25 protein-coding genes are annotated in these 17,379 nt (G+C 66.4%); 22 read left to right on the forward strand and 3 right to left on the reverse strand.

Features of this window, described 5'->3' with window-relative positions; translation table 11 throughout:
* Positions 1 to 50: 50 nt before the first annotated feature.
* Positions 51 to 968, reverse strand: coding sequence for a hypothetical protein (locus R2601_RS15845; RefSeq protein ID WP_007800142.1), 918 nt, complete (start codon positions 966 to 968; stop codon positions 51 to 53).
* Between the two features lie 52 nt (positions 969 to 1,020).
* Complete coding sequence (locus R2601_RS15850; protein WP_040544792.1) at positions 1,021 to 1,650, reverse strand: S24 family peptidase; 630 nt, start codon at positions 1,648 to 1,650, stop codon at positions 1,021 to 1,023.
* A gap of 88 nt (positions 1,651 to 1,738) precedes the next feature.
* Here R2601_RS15850 and R2601_RS15855 point away from each other — a divergent pair, with 88 nt between their 5' ends.
* From R2601_RS15855 to R2601_RS15895, 9 genes are all read left to right on the forward strand, one after another.
* Positions 1,739 to 1,939: a hypothetical protein gene (locus R2601_RS15855; protein ID WP_040545433.1), complete on the forward strand. Its 201-nt coding sequence runs from the start codon at positions 1,739 to 1,741 to the stop codon at positions 1,937 to 1,939.
* Positions 1,936 to 2,265 (forward strand): hypothetical protein, encoded by a 330-nt coding sequence (locus tag R2601_RS15860; RefSeq protein ID WP_217626372.1) that lies wholly within the window; start codon positions 1,936 to 1,938, stop codon positions 2,263 to 2,265. Before R2601_RS15855 ends, R2601_RS15860 begins: the two co-directional genes overlap by 4 nt.
* Positions 2,262 to 2,465, forward strand: coding sequence for a hypothetical protein (locus tag R2601_RS15865; protein ID WP_007800150.1), 204 nt, complete (start codon positions 2,262 to 2,264; stop codon positions 2,463 to 2,465). The genes R2601_RS15860 and R2601_RS15865 overlap by 4 nt, the downstream gene beginning before the upstream one ends.
* 234 nt (positions 2,466 to 2,699) lie before the next feature.
* On the forward strand, positions 2,700 to 3,482 hold the full coding sequence (locus R2601_RS15870; RefSeq protein ID WP_007800152.1) for a hypothetical protein: 783 nt from the start codon (positions 2,700 to 2,702) through the stop codon (positions 3,480 to 3,482).
* On the forward strand, positions 3,479 to 3,739 hold the full coding sequence (locus tag R2601_RS15875; protein WP_007800154.1) for a hypothetical protein: 261 nt from the start codon (positions 3,479 to 3,481) through the stop codon (positions 3,737 to 3,739). The genes R2601_RS15870 and R2601_RS15875 overlap by 4 nt, the downstream gene beginning before the upstream one ends.
* Entirely contained in the window at positions 3,736 to 4,041 is a 306-nt protein-coding gene (locus tag R2601_RS15880; protein WP_007800157.1) for a hypothetical protein, read from the forward strand. Before R2601_RS15875 ends, R2601_RS15880 begins: the two co-directional genes overlap by 4 nt.
* Positions 4,038 to 4,670, forward strand: coding sequence for a hypothetical protein (locus R2601_RS25550; protein WP_007800159.1), 633 nt, complete (start codon positions 4,038 to 4,040; stop codon positions 4,668 to 4,670). Before R2601_RS15880 ends, R2601_RS25550 begins: the two co-directional genes overlap by 4 nt.
* 199 nt (positions 4,671 to 4,869) lie before the next feature.
* On the forward strand, positions 4,870 to 5,460 hold the full coding sequence (locus R2601_RS15890) for a hypothetical protein (RefSeq protein ID WP_007800162.1): 591 nt from the start codon (positions 4,870 to 4,872) through the stop codon (positions 5,458 to 5,460).
* Positions 5,457 to 6,122 (forward strand): hypothetical protein, encoded by a 666-nt coding sequence (locus R2601_RS15895; protein WP_007800164.1) that lies wholly within the window; start codon positions 5,457 to 5,459, stop codon positions 6,120 to 6,122. The genes R2601_RS15890 and R2601_RS15895 overlap by 4 nt, the downstream gene beginning before the upstream one ends.
* A gap of 78 nt (positions 6,123 to 6,200) precedes the next feature.
* Here R2601_RS15895 and R2601_RS15900 read toward each other — a convergent pair whose 3' ends face one another.
* The gene (locus R2601_RS15900; protein ID WP_007800166.1) at positions 6,201 to 6,395 is read right to left on the reverse strand and encodes a hypothetical protein; all 195 of its coding nucleotides are present in this window, start codon (positions 6,393 to 6,395) and stop codon (positions 6,201 to 6,203) included.
* Between the two features lie 490 nt (positions 6,396 to 6,885).
* Between R2601_RS15900 and R2601_RS15905 the strand changes: the two genes are divergently transcribed.
* The 13 genes from R2601_RS15905 to R2601_RS27045 all read left to right on the forward strand — a co-directional run.
* Positions 6,886 to 7,533, forward strand: a complete 648-nt coding sequence (locus tag R2601_RS15905; protein WP_007800168.1) for a hypothetical protein — start codon at positions 6,886 to 6,888, stop codon at positions 7,531 to 7,533.
* A 4-nt stretch (positions 7,534 to 7,537) separates the two neighbouring features.
* Positions 7,538 to 9,550 carry a phage terminase large subunit family protein gene (locus R2601_RS15910; RefSeq protein ID WP_007800170.1) on the forward strand — a complete coding sequence of 671 codons (2,013 nt, stop codon included), beginning with the start codon at positions 7,538 to 7,540 and terminating at the stop codon, positions 9,548 to 9,550.
* The gene (gpW, locus tag R2601_RS15915) at positions 9,540 to 9,761 is read left to right on the forward strand and encodes a gpW family head-tail joining protein (protein ID WP_007799782.1); all 222 of its coding nucleotides are present in this window, start codon (positions 9,540 to 9,542) and stop codon (positions 9,759 to 9,761) included. The genes R2601_RS15910 and gpW overlap by 11 nt, the downstream gene beginning before the upstream one ends.
* Complete coding sequence (locus R2601_RS15920; RefSeq protein WP_007800173.1) at positions 9,761 to 11,362, forward strand: phage portal protein; 1,602 nt, start codon at positions 9,761 to 9,763, stop codon at positions 11,360 to 11,362. Before gpW ends, R2601_RS15920 begins: the two co-directional genes overlap by 1 nt.
* Before the next feature lie 4 nt (positions 11,363 to 11,366).
* Entirely contained in the window at positions 11,367 to 12,740 is a 1,374-nt protein-coding gene (locus R2601_RS15925; RefSeq protein WP_007800175.1) for a S49 family peptidase, read from the forward strand.
* 56 nt (positions 12,741 to 12,796) lie between these two features.
* Positions 12,797 to 13,165, forward strand: a complete 369-nt coding sequence (locus R2601_RS15930) for a head decoration protein (protein ID WP_040545440.1) — start codon at positions 12,797 to 12,799, stop codon at positions 13,163 to 13,165.
* Between the two features lie 81 nt (positions 13,166 to 13,246).
* Positions 13,247 to 14,284, forward strand: coding sequence for a major capsid protein (locus R2601_RS15935; protein WP_007800178.1), 1,038 nt, complete (start codon positions 13,247 to 13,249; stop codon positions 14,282 to 14,284).
* A 65-nt stretch (positions 14,285 to 14,349) separates the two neighbouring features.
* On the forward strand, positions 14,350 to 14,673 hold the full coding sequence (locus R2601_RS15940; protein WP_007800179.1) for a hypothetical protein: 324 nt from the start codon (positions 14,350 to 14,352) through the stop codon (positions 14,671 to 14,673).
* 5 nt (positions 14,674 to 14,678) lie between these two features.
* On the forward strand, positions 14,679 to 14,981 hold the full coding sequence (locus R2601_RS15945) for a head-tail joining protein (protein WP_007800181.1): 303 nt from the start codon (positions 14,679 to 14,681) through the stop codon (positions 14,979 to 14,981).
* Complete coding sequence (locus tag R2601_RS15950) at positions 14,978 to 15,643, forward strand: DUF6441 family protein (RefSeq protein ID WP_007799792.1); 666 nt, start codon at positions 14,978 to 14,980, stop codon at positions 15,641 to 15,643. Before R2601_RS15945 ends, R2601_RS15950 begins: the two co-directional genes overlap by 4 nt.
* The gene (locus tag R2601_RS15955; RefSeq protein WP_007800182.1) at positions 15,643 to 16,080 is read left to right on the forward strand and encodes a hypothetical protein; all 438 of its coding nucleotides are present in this window, start codon (positions 15,643 to 15,645) and stop codon (positions 16,078 to 16,080) included. Before R2601_RS15950 ends, R2601_RS15955 begins: the two co-directional genes overlap by 1 nt.
* 3 nt (positions 16,081 to 16,083) lie before the next feature.
* Positions 16,084 to 17,055: a phage tail tube protein gene (locus R2601_RS15960; RefSeq protein WP_007800185.1), complete on the forward strand. Its 972-nt coding sequence runs from the start codon at positions 16,084 to 16,086 to the stop codon at positions 17,053 to 17,055.
* Positions 17,055 to 17,379, forward strand: a 325-nt coding sequence (locus tag R2601_RS27045; protein WP_007800187.1) for a hypothetical protein, incomplete at its 3' end; no start/stop codon positions are given. The genes R2601_RS15960 and R2601_RS27045, both read left to right, overlap by 1 nt.

The following is a 17,379-nucleotide window of genomic DNA, read 5'->3' on the forward strand; positions in this document are numbered from 1 at the left end:
CGATTGTTCACTTCGGATTTGTGACCGTCGTGCCCTTTCTATTGATGGCGCTATTGGTCGTCGTCATTATCATCGCTCTTATGAGATAGGATGAAGTCAGCTTGGGTCATATCGCGACGCCAGGAATGGACTTCAGTGATCGCGTCCTTCTTGATATCCCAGATAGAGCCCTCCTTCTCCTCTTTGATCGAGCGGGTAACGTCGAGGATTATTCCTCCCGAGAGATTGAGGTCAATTTTCCCGCTGGTCAGGTCTTCCAGAAATTTGGCGTCTTCCATGTACGCTGAGAACTTCCCTGTGCTCCCAAAGAAGCCCCATTTTCTGTGGGATCCAGATAGAATGGGGCGATCTAGGACCACTTCCTCCCGGACCGTCCTTTCGCGTTTAGCTTCTCCAGGTTCTTCTAGGACTTCGCTGATGTCCTCTAGGTAATCTGCGAAATCACTGCGCGGGACGATCTGCGCTGGTTTGTGGTCGCGATCGTCCGCCCGCATCCCAACGCCGTCTACAGCTGGGTCGGCGTTTGCCGCGCTGAACAGGTCTCTTCGGGCGTCGACAACGTTGCGGTTTGCCAGGCTTCGTTCGACTAGGGGTGCTACTTGTTCTGCGATGTGTGCGGCTTCTTCAGGTGTTAGACTTTCATCTTCTGCTGAGATTGCCTCTGTGAGGTGGTCCAGGCCCCTGGTCTGAAAGTAGGTAATTGTGTTGGTGGTTATCAGGGTTGCAAGCATAAAGGCGAGTTGCTTCAGGCGCTCCTTGGTTACGGCCCCTTTCAGGGTTGATATAATCCGCAGACTCCCGGGGGCGGAGCGGTCGAATAGTACTTCAAATGAAACGCCGGGTTCAGACAGGTATAGGGTTTCGCCCGCCATTTTCTCGATAGCCAAGGCGGCTCGCGCAACCGCACCTAGAGTTGGGCTGTGGTCTTTCTTGATATCAAAGTAGAGTGTAAATGCTTGTTCGGACATAATTTCTGCTCGTATAATGTTGGCGCCTGGATATTGATCATCTTCAATGACGTTAGGTTTTCCTGGCGAGCTCGGCTGGCCAGTGCAGGCGCACACGGGCCGCCCAATTCAATTTGACGTCGTGCATGTTGTCGGCGGATGGGTTTAGGGAGATGAGGTTGAACAGGCCTGGTTCGCTGCCGAGCTTCACCTGCTTCACCCAGCCCATGCCGGAGGCATCTTCCACCACGCAGCGGTGGCCAATGACGTCGTCCGGCACACCATCGTGGGTGTCTCGGGTGTAGAACAGTAGGTCGCCCGCGCTGAAGACCGGCTCCATACTGTCCCCCTCGACCTCGACCGCAACCACGCCGTTATATGACAGGCCGGGTGGGCATTCGACTTGGGGGCCATCTCCCTTTTCGTAAGCGTCGAAAACGGGAACGTGGGCGCCGGCGCCAACCTTGCCGGCGATGGCGATTGTCGGTTTCGCGGAGACATTGCCTTGCATGAAGTCTTCGTAAGTTCCGCCGAACGCTCGAGCAATTAGGTAGGCATCGTCTGCGTTCGTCGTCGCGCTTCGCCCGCGCGCAACTTGCTTGAGGCGTTCATAAGGAACACCGGTTGCCAAAGATATACTTCGGACAGAGCGCCCTGTCGTGGCAAGGGCGTGTTGGAATGCTTCAATGAAGGTCCGGGGCATGACTATTTTCTCTGCCATGCCGGACTTTGGCGGTAGGGGTGAGAAATACCCTTGCAACATGGGGTATCAATACCCCATAACTGCGAGCATGGAGCAGTTGATCGCAGACGTGGAGGCCTACGCCGCCTCCGTTGACCGGAAGCCGCAGGCGGTGTTGCGCGATGCCATCGGTGCGGGCTGGAAAGAGTGGGAGTCGTGGAAGGCCGGGAAGTCGAGCCCGACCATGGCTCGGGTGGATCGTTTGCGTGACTACATGGCCGGGCATCCCCCGCAGGAGGACGCGGCATGAGCGCTCATCTGAAGCTGATCGTATCAAACGGGTCATGCTCGGAGCGTGACTCGGCAGGTCGTCCCGCGTCCCGGTCCAAAGAACTGGACCGCTACAGGATGCAGGTCATCGCTGCCGAGATCTGGTCGGACTGGCTGCACGCGGAGTTCCGTCGGCCTGAGGATGTTGCGAGCTTCTTCGGGGTGCGCAACAGCACCGCGTGGAACTGGTGGAATGCCACCAGCCGCCCGACCGCCGACAAGGTGATGATCGCGGTGCTCGAGTGCTCAGGTTTCCTCGACCACCTCGGAACCTATGTGGCCGCAGATGAGCGGAGGGTCGCATGAGCGCCGCGTCCGATCTCCTCGGCCGCCCGCCGGTGATGCGCCCGTTCGCGCGCGGCCCGCGCGAGGACCGCAAGCCGCTTGCGCGTGAGACCCGCGACGGGCTGACGATCGCGCATGTGCCCTACGCCACCACGAACAGCAGCGTTGCCCTGACCGCGCCGGTCACGATGGCGGCGGCGCCTTGGGAGGTGTCGCCGTGACGCGCTCCCTTCAGAATACGAATGCCCGACCTGTTCGGGCCTGCCTGGCGGGGGTCCAACCTTGCCAACTGGTGCGCGGGGCTGTCCCCGATCTGGCCTTCTCCTCCATTTTGGCTAGAATACCTCGCGTACCCTTTTCCATCCCGAGCGCCGCGGGGACCCGGCGCACCTCCCTGTTGGACCTTGCCCCGGTGTCTTTTGCGGCGCCGGGGTCTTTCATGGGGGAGGTCTGACATGGCGTCGGCAGAGACAAGCCGGGCTGATGACGAAGGCCTTCTGCATCTGCTCGATCTGAGAGACGAGCACGGCCTGACCTTCGCTGAGATCGCCGAACGCACCGGACGGACGCGGTCCTCGATCGCGGGCGCGTTCAAGCGCTTCCGGGACGGCGACACGAAGTTCGTGCAGCGATGCACCGACCAGGACTGCCGTATAGCCTGTGCCTCAAGCCCTATAACCGCGATGGCGGGATGCCGGTGCTATGGTGAAAGGCTGTGGGAGGGCGCAATGGGTGAGACCAGATATCGCGACCTCGAGATCAGGGGCGTGACATACAAGACCGCCGCTGCTGCGGCGGAGGCGCTCGGCGTGTCTTCGGACGCAGTCCGTATCGCAGCCAAGCGCGGGACGCTGCACCGCGTCGGAACCGGGCGGGTCGGGCGTGAGCCCATGCCGGTGCGGATTCGCGGAGTGGACTTTCCCGACGCGCGTGCGGCGGCAGAACATTTCGGGGTCTCCTCCCACACGGTATGGGCGGCGATTGACATGGGGGATCCGGATCGGGTCGCCAGGAAAGTGCCGCCGCCGCTGCCGCGCCTGAAGCCGGTCACGCTCTACGGGGTGAGCTTCCCGTCCTGCGCTGAGGCCAGTCGGCAGCTTGGTTTCGGCTGGGCAGGATATGTGTCGCAGGCGCTGAGGCGCCGGAACCCCGTCGCTCAGGAGCGCATCAGGGCTGCCGTCATGAAACTGGTGGCTGAGCGTGAAGTTCAGGCGATGCGGCGCGGGAGGGCAGCATGAGCGGCTCAGGCGCAAAGCGAGTGCCGATCGTGCATTCGGTGACGGTGCCGTTCGGGCATCTCGACCTGCGGCTGCACCAGCTTGAATGCGGCACGCGCGGCTGGTCGCTGCGCCCGGGTGGGTTTCAGCCGGCGGAGACCCGGCCGGTGGTCAACGGCGCGCTCGACGGCCCGGCGCTCGAGGCCTTCATCGCCGACATGGAGATCGCGCTCTCTGCCCTTCGGCGCTTCCGGGAAGACGTCGGAGGTGCGGCATGAGGGGCGCTCCGGGGCCACGCGCGCGGCTCGTGACGACTGCAACGGCCGTCGTCCTGTTCCGGGGCGGCATGGATCTGTGCCCGGACCTGTTGGCGCGCCTCGACGCCGTCCTGCGGTCGATCGGCGGCGCGCCGGATGACGATCTGCACGAGGTCGCGGGTGCCGGTCGAGCGCTGTGCGATGCGCGCCTGGATGGCGACGTTGCGGCTTTCGATGACGCCAAGATGCGCTTGTGGCGAGAGCTGGCGCGCTACTGGGCTGGGCGCGCGATCCGGTCCTTCGATGAAGTGGGGAAGGCATGACGACGGCTACGATCACGCTTGCGCGGGACAACACAGACCTGCCGGAATACCCGCTGCCGTCCGGAACGCGCCTGGAGGCGCACTCCTACTTCAAGTTCCACTATGACCGCTGGCTGAACAGCGATTTCTTCACGCGCGCAACGCAGCGCAATGAATGGGCTGTCCTCGCGATCGCGCAGGCGCTCTGGTGCAAGTCGCGATATCAGAACCCGATCGGAACTCTGCCGAACGACGACGCTCTGCTGGCGGGTTTGATCGGCATGTCGGTCGAAACCTGGCAAGGGTGGTCCAGGCGCGACATCTCTCCGCTCTACGGGTGGCATCTGTGCCGCATCCCCGGGACCGGTGAGGTCAGGCTGATGCACGACGTGGTGGTCGAGGTCGTACTAGACGCGATCGACGCGCGCGACAAAAGCGCTGACCGGGCCGCCGCCGAACGTGAGCGGACGGCACTCTCGCGCCTTCGCAAGAGCGTGGCCGACCTCGGTGACGAGCGGCTGTCGGGAAATCCGCGCTTCATCGTCCAGCTGCACCACTGGCTCAACGACAGCTACCCGACAGGCAACCGCACGGTCGCTCGGATCATGGAAGGAATGGAGGCGCTCGGCGTCACTGCCTGGCGCGTCTGAACTTCTGTCCGGTTCTGTCCAGTTCTGTCCGCGTGACAGTTTGGGACGGAATATGGACAGAACCGCCGACATTCTGTCGGCTGCATGAGAGGAAAGGAGAAAGAAATGAGAAAGAGAAAGACAGGAGAAAACCGTCGCACTTCATTCCGACCGCGCAGCCTGTGGATAAGTCGGATTTTTGCTGAGAAGGGCGCTTGCAATGACGGTTGAGCAGACGACGAAGGTCGAGACCAAGCGTGACCGAGTGCGCCGGGTGCTGATCCATCCCCTGACCGAGTGGGGCTTCCGAAAGCCGGGGAATGTGACCCAGGAGAAGCATGCCAAGTTCCTCATCGATCTGGCGGACGGGCTGGCCTACCTCAACGACGAGCAGCTCGAGCGGCTGCGCGAGTTCCTGAAGACGAAGGGTGAGGGCGGCGACAAGCGGGGCTGGCCGCGCATGGCGACGATCTCGCCTCTGGCCGAGGCTGTGGCGCCGCGCCCGCTCGAAGAGGTCCCGGTCATCGCCAGCTGGTTCGGATCGGCGCGCGGGCCTCAGGCGCTGGAAGAGGGTACGCTGGTCGCAGAGTTCCAGTTCCTGACCGCGCTCAAGCGTCCCCCGCTTCACGATGGCGACTGGCGCCGGATTCGGGAGCGCGCCGCCGAGCACGACAGCAACAAGCGGGTGCGCGAGGATCGGGTGCGCCGCGGTGTTGATGATCATGATGATCGGCAGTGGCTGGCTTGGTACGCCAAGCTCGAGGCGCGGGCGATGGCCCTGCTGCCTGAGCAAGGAAAGGGCGCGGCATGAGCGTGATGGGTGCGCAATTCCAGATTCCCCGCGTGCGTCCGGGTCGGGCCGGTAAGACGCCGGTCGCCATCTGGGATCTGCTGGTCTGGGCCTTCCAGTCGGAGCGTGTGTCGCTGGACTTCGATGAGCTCGCCAGCGCCGCGGGCGAGCGGCCCGGAGTGTCGATGGAATGGGTGATGATGCAGCGGGCTAACCTCGGCTGCGCGATCGATGGCGGCGGGCGCTCTGAGCCGCACCCAGATGCGGACCTCGTGGCTTCGGCTGTGTCGTGCCTGCCCGAGGGCTGCGGTGGGCGTCGAATGGCGATCTGGATTGCTGATCTCGCGCGACAGGGGCGCACTCCGGATTGGGGGCAGGGGGTCTCGCCTAGTTGCCAGCCAGTGGCATGGCGACAGTGCAAGTACGGCCGCTATGCTGAGCGCGAGATTTGGACGGGGCCGGGCCGCTGGCCGACGCCCCAGCTCGGGAAGTCAGACGGTTACGCCTGCCGGGTCGTATTCAGCGGTCTGGCCTCAGAGCGCGCCGCGCGCCGGCGCGAGTGGTTGGCGTGGTGGGGCGCGCTGCTCGAGCTGCAGACAACCTTTGAAATTCGCTGCGACCTGACCGGATTCGTGGTGACGCGGGAGATGCCGCCTCGTTCTCCGTGGAAGAAAGAGGCTTGACCGAAAGTCACTACGTTGACATCTTGCCATCGAACCGAACCGCGCCCGGAGCAGAGATGCTTTCGGGCGCTTCTCGTTTCAGATGCTCACCACAGTGAGATCAGTGGCGGTCTCTGGGATCGTGAAAGTTCCGTCAGCGTTGTTCATTACTTCGCGGCCATTTCCCAGGACATAGCGACGATGCTCGCCGTCGGTTTGCTTGAATACTGTCACCGTTCCGCCGTCGACTGTCTCGCACTCAACGACCTGCATGTTGGTCCATTCCTTCAACATCTCGCCCTCCGTTTCTTGGCTGGACATCCTCGCGACTACAGTGAGCGCGAGAATGGAGTTGATGGATCGTACCGAGAGTTTCGCCGATTCCATCACGACGGCGCAAGGGTGTGGACCTGAGGATGGCGGATACGGCCAATCTAAGCTGATGCGGAACGTCAGCTCAGCGTCAGTATGCTCAGTGCAACTTTGTCGGTTGTCGCAGATTCAATAGGTCTTGGACGGCGCGGCGAAAGGCCGGTGCATGAGGTCGAACGGCTGAATCGAGCGGAGTCCGAATGCAGGGTAGGGCGCGGCATCCCAAAACGGCGGGTCCCTCCCCAGGCTCCGCCGGTATACGGGGCGGCTTAGCGCATATGTTTTAACTCACTAAACCGAAACCAAAGCCTAAACCTTGCGGGGGTTTAGCGATTTAGCGGGGGTCAGATTTGGCGAGCGGGTGCAGCGCGGCGATCGGCCGGCGCTGCGCGGGCGCCTCGGAAAGGAACGCATGACACGGCAGCTGACCGCGACGGAATTGGCCGGCGTCCTGGATCTCTCCAAGGGCCGGATCTCCCAGCTGGTGAGCGGCGGGCAGCTCACGGGGTGCTACAGCGGCGACGGGCGACATCGTCGTTTCGATCTCGCCAAGGTCGCCGCCGCGCTCGGGCGTCGCCTCGATCCCGGCCAGATGCTCGGCAACGGGGCCAAGACCTCGGAGGCCCTGGCACGGATCCCAGCAGCGGATCCCGCGCCGAGCCCGCCCCAAGATCCCGCCCCGGCGCCGGCCGGGCTCGGGGCAACCGAGCTGCCGAGCCGGGATCCGAGCCGCTATGAGCTGGCGAAGACCCTCAAGGCCGAGGAGGACGCCCGAACCGCGCGCCGCCGCAACAGCGAGGCCGAGGGCACGTTGGTGCTGGCAAGCGTGGTCGCGAATGAAACCATGCGGCAAATGGCGCAGGAGATCGCCCAGATCGAAAGCTCGGTGATCCGCACCGGTGCCAGACGCATCGCCGACGAGCTGGGCGTCGACTTCCGCGAGGCCCGGGTGATCCTGACCGAGGTCTGGCGCGAGTATCGCACCGGCCGCGCCGCGGTGAAGGCCGAGGAGGCCGAGGCGGCCGAGCTGACCGACGACGAACAGGCCGAGGATTTCTAAGCCCGTGGGATTCTTGATCTCGGCCGAGGAGGTAATCGCCAGGGCGATCTCCCAGGCCATCGACCCGCCGCCGCCGCCCGACATCACGCGGTGGTGCGAGGAAAATATCGTCTTCGACGCCCGCTCGCCGATGCCGGGCCCGTTCGACATCAACCGTTTCGCGTTCCTGCGCGAGATCCACGAGGTGCTGTCACCGGAGCACGCGGCGCGCGAGGTGACGATCCGCGGCTCGGCGCAATGGGGCAAGACGGTCTCGATCATTCAGCCGACCCTGGCGGAGTGGCACGAGTACACCCCGCTCGACTCGCTGATCGTGCATCCGACCTCGAGCGCGGCAACCGAGTGGGTCAACAACAAGTGGATGCCCATGCGCCGCCAGGCGCCGGGGCTGCTGAGGGTGTTCGGCGCGGGCAAAGGTGAGAACCGCGACAATACGTTCAACCAAGAGACCCTCGACCGGAACGGCTCGCTGAAAGTCGCCTCGGCTGGCTCGCCCGCGGATCTCACCGGCACCAGCCGGCGCCTGGTCATCATGGATGACCTGTCGAAATTCGAGCCCTCGGAAAAGGGCGACCCCGAAAAGCTCGCGGAAAGCCGGGCCTCGGGGTTCGAAGATGCGAAGATCGCCAGGGTCAGCACCGCGATGATCAAGGGCACCTGCCGGATCACCGCCGCCTATGATCGCAGCGATCAGCGGCTCTATCACGTTCCCTGCCCGAGCTGCGGGCATGAGCAGCCGCTGACCTGGGAGAACTTCCGGGCGCAGATCGACCCGGAGAACCTGGCAGCGGCGCATTTCCGCTGCGAGAGCTGCGGCGAGCCGATCCGCCACGGCGACAAGGAAAAGATGGTTCGCCTCGGGCGGTGGGTGAAACAGAACCCGGGCGGCAGTCACCCGGGGTTCCACCTTTGGCGCGCTTACGCGCCGCAACGGGATTGGGCCTCGATCGCGGTCGAATACGCCCAGGTCATGGGCTGGACCCGGCTCGAGGCCCAGGGCGGCAAGAAACCCGCGGCGCCGACCGCGGTCAGCGCGGCTGTCGAGCAGGTGTTCTGGAATGACGTGTTGGGCCTGCCCTACGAGCAGGCCACAGACGCGCCGGATTGGGAAGCGTTGCGCGACCGGACGGAGAACGCCGAGCCCGGCGAGATCCTCGAGCGCGGCGTGCTGCCGGCCACCGGGTTTATCTTCGGCGCCGGCGTCGACTGCCAGGACGATCGCCTCGAGGTGCAGCTGGTCGCCTTCGGGCGTAACCGCCGGCGCTGGGTCATCGACTACAAGGTGATCCCGCACCATATCGGCGACGATGAGGGGCGCGCGGCGCTCAACGCGCTGTTGCGCCAGAGCTGGAAAACCGAGCTGGGCCTGCAGATCTCGATCGACATGCTCGCGATCGACGGCGGCGCCTATACCGATGACGTGTGGAGCTGGGCGCGCTCGCATCCCTGGTCGCGCGTCATCATCGTGAAAGGCGCCTCGACGCAGAACGGCCCGCTGATGTCGCTGCAGCGGTTCGAGCGGCGCAAGGATGGCAAGGCCAAACGGGCGCAGAAACGCGCCTTCAACCTCAATGTGTCGTCGCTCAAGGCGGGGCTCTACGCGCATCTCGGCAAGGAAGATCCGAGCGATCGGGGTCACACCCGTTTCGCCCGTGCCCTGGGAAATGAGTATTACCGGATGCTCGCCTCGGAGACCCGCGTGGTGAAGCGCAACGCGCAAGGGGTCATGACCTCGAGCTGGAACCTGGTCGAGCCGACCCGGCGCAACGAGGCGCTCGACACGATGAATTACGCCGAGGGCGCCGCGATGCGCCGCGGCTGGCACTCGATGACCGATGACCAGTGGGACGCCCTGACCGCCGAGCGGTCGATCGCCCCGCCGGATCAGCAAGGCGATCTGTTCGACGCCGAGCTGCCGCTCGCGGCCGCCACGGGATCCCGGGCGGGCGCGGCGCAGAAACCCGAAACCGACGCTGCAAAGCGTCTCTTGAACGTGTTGAGGCCCGATGCCGATTGAGACCGCGACCCTCGAGGCCCGTCTGACCGAGGCGGAGAACGCGCTGCATAAGCTGCTGCTCGGCCAGACCGTGACCGTGGTCAGCTATGACGGCCACCGGACGGAGTTCAAGCCGGCCGACGAGGGCAAACTGCGGCGCTACGTCCAGGAGCTGAAACGCAAGCTCGGCCAGGCCCCCGCAGGCCGCATGTCTCGCCGGGTGGTGTTCTGATGGGGCGTGATCTGACCCGCGTGCCCCTAGTGCCGCGCAAGTCGGGCGCCGTCGCCCGCGACGCGGGCTTTTCCGGGACCACGCCCTACACCGCCGCCGACCCGACGATCGACACCATGTCGGGGTTCCTGCCGTCAAACCGCGCGGTCGACGCGGAGATCCTGCCGAACCGCGATCGGGCAACGGCCCGGGCCCGCGACCTGGTGCGCAATAATGGCTGGGCTGCCGGCGCAGTCTCGAAAGAGGTCGACAGCGTCATCGGCGCGAACTTCCGGCCGCTGCTCAAGCCCGACTGGCGCGCCCTGGGGCTCAGCGCCGAATGGGCCCGCGCCTTCAAGGAGGAGGTCGAGGGGCACTGGCGCAGCTATGCCCAGGATCCCCGCTTTCTCGCCGACACGACCCGGGCGCAGACCGTGCCGCAGATGTTTGGCACCGCCTATCGGACCTACCTGGTCGAGGGCGAGGCGATCGCCCTGGTCAACTGGCGCCGGGCCCGGCCGACCAAGACGACCATGCGCCTGGTCGACCCGGATCTGCTCTGCAACCCGCAGGACATGCCCGATCGGGCCCAGCTGCGCGGCGGGATCGAGATCAGCCGCGACGGCATCGCAAAGGCCTATCACTTCCGCCAAGCGCACGCCGAGACCATCTGGGTCGACACCGCCGATCGCTGGGCCTGGAAGCGCATCGCCCGCGAGACGCCGCACGGCCGGCCGCAGGTGCTGCACTTCTTCGACAAGACCCGCGACGGGCAGACCCGCGGGATCTCGCGTCTGGCGCCGATCGTTGAGCGGCTGCGCATGGAGGACCATTACAGCCGGGTCGAGCTGCAGGCGGCGGTGATCAACGCGGTGCTGGCCGCCTTCATCAAGTCGCCCATGGGGCCTGATGTCATCGACGAGCTGTTCGCCGAGGGCGGCGGCGAGGGCTTCCTGAAGTATCAGGAGGCGCGCCAGGGCTTCTATGGCAATTCCGGCGGCGTGAAGGTCGGCGGCGCGCGGGTGCAGGCGCTCTATCCGAATGACGAGATCGGCATGGTGCAGACCGCCCGGCCGGCGGCGCAATACGCGGATTTCGAGAGCGCGGTCCTGCGCAACATCGCCTCGGGCCTGGGGATCAGCTATGAGCAGCTCGCCTCGGACTGGTCAAAGACCAACTACTCGAGCGCGCGCGCCGCGATGATCGAGATCTGGCGCGGGTGGAGCGCCCGCCGCACCGCCTTTGCTCAGGGCTTCTGTCAACCGTTCTTCATGGCCTGGCTCGAGGAGAAGATCCTCGACGGCCATATCGCGCTACCCTCCGGCGCGCCGGATTTCCACGCCTTCTGGCCGGCCTATGCGCGGGCGAAGTGGATCGGGCCCGGCAAGGGCTTTGTCGATCCGGTCAAGGAAGCCCAGGCGGCGGCGATGCGTGTCGCCCTCGGGCTGTCGACCCTCGAGGAGGAGGCGGCCGAGCTGACCGGCACCGACTACGCCGACAACATGGAACAGATCAAAGGCGAGATCGCCGCCATGCCTGACGGCACGCTGCACCCGATGCAGGAAAGTTTCGCCAAGCTGCTCGGCCACAATGGCGGGCCGCAGATGACCCCCGAGGACTGACATCATGGATTATCCGCAGATTGCGCAGCGTGTGTTTCACACGCCGTTGATGGCTGCGCCGGCGAAGGCCGCGGCCTTCGTCGCTGGCTTGGGCCCCCGCCTGTTCGGCGGGCCCGTCACGATCGAGGGCGCGGAGGCCACGAAAGAGGCGCGCTCGCGCCCGGTCGCCTCGGTGCTCGACGAGCGCCTCGAGGACGAGATCCGCGCCGGCCGGCGCTCACCGTTCCGCAGCATCGACGGGGTCGCGGTGATCCCGATCACCGGCTCGCTGATCCATCGCGGCAGCTACATCGGCGAATCCTTCTCCGGGAACCAGACCTATGAGGGGATCTCGGCGCAGCTCACCGCCGCGGCCGAGAGCCCGATGGTGCGCGGGGTCGCGCTCGAGATCGACAGCTTCGGCGGGGAGGTCGCGGGCTGTTTCGAGCTGGCCGACGAGATCCGCGCGCTGAGCGCGCAGAAACCGGTCTGGGCGTTCATCTCGGCGCATGCCTTCTCGGCCGCCTACGCGATCGCCTCGCAGGCCGATCGCATCATCATCCCGCGCTCGGGCGGCGCTGGCTCGATCGGCGTCATCTGCATGCATGCCGATCAGAGCGAGCGGCTCGAGGCCAACGGGGTGCGGGTGACCGTGATCTCGGCCGGCGCCCACAAGGGCGACGGCAACCCTTACGAGCCGCTGCCCGAGGCGGTGCGCGAAGATCTGCAGCGCGAATGCGAGGATCTCCGCCAGCTGTTCGCCGAGACCGTCGCCGAGGGGCGCGGCGATCGGCTGACCCTAGAGGCCGCGCTTGCCACCGAGGCCCGCACTTTCATTGGCGCCCAGGCGGTCGAGGCTGGCCTCGCCGACGAGGTCGACAACCCGCGCGCAGCTTTCGAGCGCTTCGTCGCGCAGATCAATGGGCGGCCGGCACCGGCGCCCAGCACAGCCAGCAAGCAAGGAGCTGAGACCATGACCGACAAGACCGCGACCACCCCGGCGCCGGCGGCGCCGACCGCCAGCGCACCCGCGCAGCCAGCGCCCGAGGCGAGCACGCCCGAGCAGCCGACCCCGGCACCGACCGCCACGGTACCCGAGGCGCCCGCCGCCCCGACCCCCGCTGGCCCGAGCGCATCCGACGAGCGCAGCCGGATCTCGGCGATCCTGAACCACCCCGAGGCGAAGGGGCGCGAGGATCTCGCCAAGAGCTTCGCTTTCGAGAGTGACATGAGCGCCGAGGATGCAGCGAAGCACCTTGCCGCCGCCCCGAAACAGGGCGCCGGCCAGAGCCTGAGTGCGGTCATGCAGGCCGAGGACACCGACCTCGACGCGCCGGCCGCGACCGGGCCCGAGACCGCAACCGCTGCCGATCTCGCGCGGGCCCGTCACGCAAACTGAGCGCCGGCCTCCGGGCCGGCATCCCCTGACCGTCCAGCAACATAGGAGTGATGGACATGCCGACACTGACCGAGGGCAAGACGCCCGGTGACTTCCTCCTGTTCGAGGAACAGGACCACTACAGCCGCGAGGAGGTGACGATCGCCGCCGGCGCGGATCTCGAGCCCGGCACCGTCCTGGGCATGGTGACCGCGACCGAGAAATACGTCGCCAGCGACGAGGCCGGTGCGGACGGGTCCGAGGCGGCCGCGGCCGTTCTGCTGACCCCGGCGGCCGCCGCCGAGGCTGACGTGACCGCGGTGGTGCTCAAGCGTCACGCCCGCGTGCGCCGCTTCGGCCTGACCTTCGATGCCTCCTATGACACCGAGGCCAAGCGCGACGCAGCCTGCGCCGAGCTGGAAGCCCTTGGCATCGTGGTGAGCTGACCCGGGTCGCCGGCCTCGCCCGGCGGCCTGTCCTTCCGCGCCTGACCGGCGCACCCGAAACCGAAAAGAGGAGCCGCTGTCATGGCCCATATGGATATTTTCAAGAACGACGCTTTCCGGGCCATGGCGCTTGGCGAAGCGATCCGCATCATCCCGAACCAGTGGGGTTTGATCGGCAACCTGGGGCTGTTCAGCCCGAAACCGATCCGCGGCACCAAGTTCTCGATCGAGAAGAAGAACGGCGTGCTGCAGCTGGTGCAATCCTCCGCGCGCGGCACCTCGCTGCCCGGCCAGGCCCGCAGCAAGCGCGACCTGCTCGACTTCCGCACCTCGCGCTTCGGCCTCAAGTCGCGCATCACCGCCGATGACATCGACGGGATCCGCGCCTTCGGGTCCGAGACCGAGCTCAAGCAGGTGCTCGGCGAGGTGCTCGACCGCCAGGAGGAGCTGCGCGGCTCGATCGACATCACCCGCGAATACCTCCGCGCGGGCGCGCTGCAGGGCCAGGTGCTCGACGCCGATGGCTCGGTGATCGTCGACCTGCACCAGACCTTCGGCATCACCAAGAAGTCGGTCGACTTTGTCTATGGCACCGCGACCACCGACCTCGGCGCCAAGGCGCGCGAGGTCAAGCGTCACATCCGCACCAACCTGCTCGGCGACGTGATGACCGGCGTCATGGGCCTGATGGAACCCGAGTTCACGGACCGGATGATGGGGCATTCCGATTTCAAGGAACGCTACAAGTATTTCACCAACAAGACCGGCACCGACCCTCTTCGCGATGAGACTTCGCAGGGCTTCGAGTTCGAGGGCATCTGGTGGAAGGAATACCAGGGCGAGGGTCCGGTCCCGCAGGAAGATGGGACCGTGGTGACCCGAAGCTTCATCCCGCAGGGTGAAGTGTCCTTCTTCCCGGTCGGCACCCGCCAGACCTTCCGGCAGTTCAACGGCTCGGCCGATTACCTCGGCATGACCAACCTGCCGGGCGAGGAGTTCTACTCGGCGCTGTTCCCCGACCGCCAGGAAGACCGCTTCGCCGATGTCGAGGCGATGATGGAGACGCTGCCCATGTGCCTGCGTCCTGGCGTCCTGGTGCGCGGCCACAGTTCGAACTGAGGCTGAGCCGCTGACCGGCCCGGCGCCTGAGGCGCCGGGCCCCCTGACATGAGGAGACCGCTACCATGGCGACCCGCAAGACCACCGACGAGACCGTGACCGTCAAGATGACCGGCGCGCATACTTACAAGACCGGGGCCTCGACGCGCCGCACCCTTCCCGAGGGCTGGTCGGGCCCGGTGCCGGCCGCGATCGGCGCCGAAATCGAGAAGGCCGGCAAGGGCAAGATCCAGAAGCCTAAGGCCGCCGAGAAACCCAAGGCCGCGAAGAAATCGACCAAGGCCGCGACCACCGCGCCGGCGGCAACGGCTGGCGCAACCGACCCGGCGGCGACTGGCGGCCAGGCCCAGGGCGGCGCGCCCGCATCTGGCGACGGCGCCACCGGCTGAGCCCGATGGATCCGTTTCTGCGGGCGGTCGAGACCGCGTTCGAGCAGCACGGGATTGAGGCCACCCTCGATCCCGATGGCGCTGCCCTGTCGGTGCGGCTATTGCCGATGCGTGGCGACGACATCGCCGATTTTGGCTCGATGCAGATCCAGGAGCCCGGTGGCGTGTTCGAGATCCTCGCCAGCGCTTTCGCCGGCCACGATCGCGGCGCGACGCTCGAGATCGGCGGCGAGCGCCGGCGCGTGAAACACACCCAGATGCGCGATCCCCGCCGCTTCAAGGTGCAGCTGAACACGGTGCCGCTATGAGGGACCGTCTCGAGGCAGCGCTCGAGGGCAACCTCGTCGACTTCATGGCCGAGGAGCTGGATCTCACCGAGCGCGCGGTGACCAGCGGCGTGCATGGCCGCGCCGATCGTCTCAAGGCCGCGCTGCGCCAGGACGTGATTTCTGGCGGGCTCGGCCGGCGCGTCGCGCGCAGCTGGCAGTCGAAGAATTACCCGACGCACGGCGCGTCGCTGGGCGCGGCCGCCTACGTCTACACCAAGGCCGAGACGCTGATCGAAGCCTTCGACGCCGGTGTGACGATCAAGTCGCGCGACGGCTTCTGGCTCGCGATCCCGACGCCCTCTGCGCCAAAGCGCGGCATGGGTCGCAAGCGGATCAACCCGTCGAATTTTCCCGAGCATCGCTTTGGGCCGCTGCGCTTCGTCTACCGCCCGCAAGGGGCCTCCCTCCTGGTGGTCGACAACCAGCGCCAGACCAAGGCCGGAAACTACACCCTCTCGCGCAGCAAGCGCGCGCTGAGCAGCGGCAACGGGCTGTCGACGGTGCCGATGTTCTGGCTGATCCCGCAGGCGCGCCTGCGCCGGCGTCTCAACGTGGGCGCGGTCACCCGCACGGTGGCCGCTGGCCTCGCCGGCGACATCGACGCCGCATTCAAGACAACCCGCCGCCGGAGGCTGCGATAATGCCGAGCAAACACGAGGCCGCGATCGTCGCGCTGCAGGGGCAGCTCGAGGCGCATGAGGCCGCGATCTTCCGCGAGCATGATCTGCCCGAGGACTGCCCGCCCGAGGGGCTGATCAACATCGTCCCGGGCGATCCGCAGGAAATGGGCGTGCGGCTCGGCACCGGCGTGCGCGAATGGCAGCGCGGCGTCGAGCTGGAATGCGTGGTGCAAGGCGCTGACGCCGCCACGCGCGACGCGGCGATCGACGCGGTGCTGACCTCGGCGGCAGCGCTGCTGATGGCCGATCGCACCCTCGGCGGTGCCGTCGATTTCCTGGTGCCTGGTGCGCCGGAGGAAAGCGAGGCCGTTCCCATGCCGGGGGCGGAGAGCCTCAAGGGGTCGGTGCTGTCCGTCGCCCTGTTTTACGAAACCCCCGAAAACTCGATGGAGAATTGACCGATGCCCAACGCACGCGGAGATCAGGCGAAACTGCTGGCACGGCGCCAGTCGACGTTCGGCGCAGCCGAGGCCGCCGCCGATGGCGCGTTCTACACGCTGCCTTATTACAGCTACAGCGTCTCGCCGACCGGTGAGCTGGCGAATGACGAGGCGATCTATGGCGACGCCTTTCCGGGCGAGGTGGTCCAGGGCCTCCGCAATCTCGCCGGCAGTTTCGAGGTCCCGATGGGCCTCGACAGCATCGGCTGGCACCTGGCGCAGATCCTGGGCCTGCCGACGACCACGGGCACCGGGCCCTACGTTCATACCTTTGCCGCCGCAGCCCAGCCCTCGATCCTGCTCGCGACGCACGGGATCAGCCACGGCGGCGTCGGCCAGCACTTCACCCAGGACACGCTCGCGACCACCGGCATGGAGATCAGCGCGCAGAAGAATGGCACCCGCCAGCGCGTGACCTTCAACGCCACCGGCCGCGAGGAAGTGAAGGCCGGCGCGACGCTCGACGCGACCCCGGTCGAGTACGCAGCCGATCCGGTTCCGGTGAGCTTCCAGGGTGCGCTGAGCATCGACGGCAGCGAGGTGGCCGGCGTGACCTCGGTCGGGCTGACCCTCAACACCGGCCGCGAAGCGGATCAGGAGACCATGAACGGCGCCGCCACGGCGGCCGAGATCTCCGATGGGGTCTGGGATCTGGGCGGCACGCTCGGTGCCCGGTTCCGTGACGCCCAGCTCTATGACCTCGCCGACGCTGGCACGGCCTTCGCGCTGACGATGGCCTGGCAGCTCAGCGCCAATTACAGCCTGTCGATCAACGTGCCCTCGCTGCTGCTCGAGCGCACCGGCGTGCCGATCACCGGCCGCGGGCTGATCGCCCAGGACTACAACTGGCGCGCCAACCGCCCGGCGACCGGCGCAGAGCTGATCGAGGTCACGCTCACCAACGCGACCGAAAACTACGCAAACGCCAGCTGATGGTCTTGCGCCTGGTGCGCGGCCTCACCGAGGGCCGCACAATCGAGTTGGGGTATGGCGTCACGGTCACGCACCGGGCCTTCACCTATGCCGACCTGCGCGAGGCGGAATCCACCGCCTTGCGCCTTGCTCGCGAGACCCTGCCGGCAACGCGGGCCTTCGACGCGGCCTCGATCGACGACGAGGATCTGCCGCCCGAGCACGAGGAGGCGCTGCGCGGTCAGGCCGCGCGGCACCTGGTCAAGCTGCTGCTCTTGCGCTTCGGCACCGGCTGGGGCGGCCTCGAGACCGATCGCGGCGAGCCGGCGCCGCTTGAGGCCGACA

It is taken from the genome of Salipiger bermudensis HTCC2601 (assembly GCF_000153725.1).
Taxonomy (GTDB): domain Bacteria; phylum Pseudomonadota; class Alphaproteobacteria; order Rhodobacterales; family Rhodobacteraceae; genus Salipiger; species Salipiger bermudensis.